The organism is Rhodococcus sp. R1101, assembly GCF_000278445.1.
GTDB lineage: Bacteria > Actinomycetota > Actinomycetes > Mycobacteriales > Mycobacteriaceae > Rhodococcus > Rhodococcus gordoniae.
Genome location: NZ_AJVB01000538.1, coordinates 1 through 2,454 on the forward strand (window position 1 = coordinate 1; position 2,454 = coordinate 2,454).

Below are 2,454 nucleotides of genomic sequence, written 5' to 3' on the forward strand. Positions count from 1 at the left end.
CACCCTCAGGGCCTCACCGTTGGTCATGCCGCCTTCGAGACCACCGGCACGGTTGCTCGAACGGAGCACACCGTCGGGGCCGGGCTTCATCTCGTCGTGGGCGGCGCTGCCGCGTCGGCGCGCGGTCTCGAAGCCGTCGCCGACCTCCACACCCTTGATGGCCTGGATCCCCATGAGGGCGGCGGCCAGTCGCGCGTCGAGACGGTCGGCGCCGCTGACGAACGAGCCGAGGCCCACGGGCAGCCCGTGCACCACGACCTCGACGATTCCGCCGAGGGTGTCGCCGTCGCGCTTCGCAGCCTCGATCTCGGCGATCATGGACTCTTCGGCGGCCTTGTCGTAGGCGCGCACGGGGCTCGCGTCGATCGCGGCGAGATCGTCGGCGCCGGGTTCGGGGCCGACATAGGGATCGGATGCGCCGATGGAGATGACGTGCGAGACGACCTCGGCCCCGAATGCCTGGCGCAGGAAGTTCCGGGCGACGGTGCCGGCCGCCACGCGTGCTGCGGTCTCCCGGGCGCTGGCGCGCTCGAGGACGGGACGGGCGTCGTCGAAGCCGTACTTGAGCATGCCCGCGAAGTCGGCGTGGCCGGGCCGGGGGCGGGACAGCGGCGCGTTGCGCGCCTGTCCTGCGAGCAGTTCGGGATCGACCGGGTCGGAGGCCATGATGGTCTCCCACTTGGGCCACTCGGTGTTGCCGATCTCGATCGCGATGGGGCCGCCCAGGGTGCGTCCGTGCCGGACACCGCCGATCACAGTGACCTTGTCGGCCTCGAACTTCATGCGTGCGCCGCGGCCGTAGCCCAGTCGCCGGCGCGCGAGTTGCTCCGAGATGTCGTTCGACGTCACCTCGACTCCGGCGACCATCCCCTCGAGCATCGCGACGAGGGCGGGACCATGGGATTCTCCAGCAGTTATCCAGCGCAGCACAGGTCCATCCTTCCATGTTCGTCCGCCGCCTCGACATACCGCCCCTGGTCAACCCGGCACGATCGACGCCAGTGCCGCGGCGGCACACATCGACGGTCCGTGCGGAAGCGCACGCGGAACGGCCCTCGCTCCCCCGCGACCGGCCGCCCGGAACCGCAGAAACAGGGCCGCACCTGCGGTGAGGACGGGTGGGAGCAGGGCACCGAGCAGCACCGCCGAGGGCCCGGCAAGTCCGGTGACCGCACCGAGCCCGAGGGCGAGTTTGACGTCGCCCGCGCCCAGTGACCGCGGCACCGCCAGATGGGTGATGAGCAACGGCGCCGCGAGCAGGAAGGCGCCGGCGAAGGCGGCCCGCCCCTGTCCCGTCGCGGCGGCGACGCCGAGGATCGCCCCTGCTCCCCCGAGGGTCAGCACGTTCGGCAGACGCCGCACGAGCAGATCCACCGTGCTCAGACACACACACCACCATCCGAACACCATCACTCCGATCGTCGTGGCGCCGGCGGTTGCAGCGACCACGACGAGTGCGACTCCCGCGCAGGCCAGCTCGCACAGTCCCGGTGGCGGTCGACGTCGGGCCAGCAACCCCGCCGAAACCCGCACGATCACTCCCGCGCCCAGCCCGAGAACCGCCGTCGCGAGCACGCCTGTCGCCTCCCCTGTCATGCCCCGGAGCGTGCACCCCACGCCCACCCGGCAGCGGGCTCGCGCGGGGTCCGGCCCGGCTTCTGTGGATACGACAGGGTCCTGTGGACAAAGCCGCACGGGACGGCGATCGTCCTGCAAGGATTGCCGCAGTCTGTCGGATCCGGTCGGAAGGTTCTGGTCGAATGGAGATTTCGTCGCTGCTCGAACACGTGGGCACAGTCATCGACGTCGTCGGAGTAGGCGTCATGGTGATCGGCGCGCTGGCGGCGACCTGGCTCGCGGCGACCGCGCGGCGACGCACCCCGAAGGCGGAGATCTACGAACCGTACCGGCGCAATCTCGGCCGATCGATCCTGCTCGGCCTCGAATTCCTGGTCGCCGCCGACATCATCAAGACCGTCGCCGTCACACCCACCTTCACGTCGGTGGGCGTGCTGGCGGTCATCGTGCTCATCCGCACCTTCCTGAGCTGGTCGCTGCAACTGGAGATCGACGGCCGGTGGCCGTGGCAGCGTTCGGTGCCCGAGACCGAGAGCGCGCCCGGCACGACGTCTGTCAGCTGAGCTCGTCGCGCCGCCGCAGCAGATGTGCACGTTCGACCGCGTTCTCCGTCCGCGCGGCGGCGATGCCGTACGCGACGCTCGCCTCGGTGGTCCTTCCGAGGCGTCTCAGCAGATCGGCCCGCGCCGCGTGGAAGACGTGATAGCGATCGAGATCGAGACGGTCGACGATGTCGAGTGCCGCAGCGGGACCGTCCACTTCGGCGAGTGCGACGGCCCGGTGCAACGCGACGACCGGCGTGGGGCCCGAGGCCATCAGCAGGTCGTAGAGCGCGACGATCTGCGCCCAGTCGGTGTCGTCGATCGTGGCCGCGTC

At 70.6% G+C, this 2,454-nt stretch carries 3 protein-coding genes and 1 pseudogene; 1 reads left to right on the forward strand and 3 read right to left on the reverse strand.

Going from position 1 to position 2,454, the window contains the following annotated elements:
* Positions 1–930, reverse strand: a 930-nt coding sequence (gene aroC / locus R1101_RS0121200; RefSeq protein WP_037224432.1) for a chorismate synthase, incomplete at its 3' end; no start/stop codon positions are given.
* A 48-nt stretch (positions 931–978) separates the two neighbouring features.
* The gene (locus R1101_RS0121205; protein WP_037224430.1) at positions 979–1,596 is read right to left on the reverse strand and encodes a prepilin peptidase; all 618 of its coding nucleotides are present in this window, start codon (positions 1,594–1,596) and stop codon (positions 979–981) included.
* A gap of 164 nt (positions 1,597–1,760) precedes the next feature.
* Between R1101_RS0121205 and R1101_RS0121210 the strand changes: the two genes are divergently transcribed.
* Entirely contained in the window at positions 1,761–2,141 is a 381-nt protein-coding gene (locus tag R1101_RS0121210; protein ID WP_016935270.1) for a DUF1622 domain-containing protein, read from the forward strand.
* On the opposite strand, the pseudogene R1101_RS0121215 reads toward R1101_RS0121210, so the two are convergent.
* Positions 2,134–2,454, reverse strand: a pseudogene (locus tag R1101_RS0121215) (RNA polymerase sigma factor); the annotation flags it as partial. The gene R1101_RS0121210 and the pseudogene R1101_RS0121215 overlap by 8 nt on opposite strands.

Coding starts and splice junctions, on each gene's coding strand:
- R1101_RS0121205 (WP_037224430.1), bottom strand. CDS start 1,596: ATGACAGGGGAGGCGACAGGCGTGCTCGCGACGGCGGTTCTCGGGCTG.
- R1101_RS0121210 (WP_016935270.1), top strand. CDS start 1,761: ATGGAGATTTCGTCGCTGCTCGAACACGTGGGCACAGTCATCGACGTC.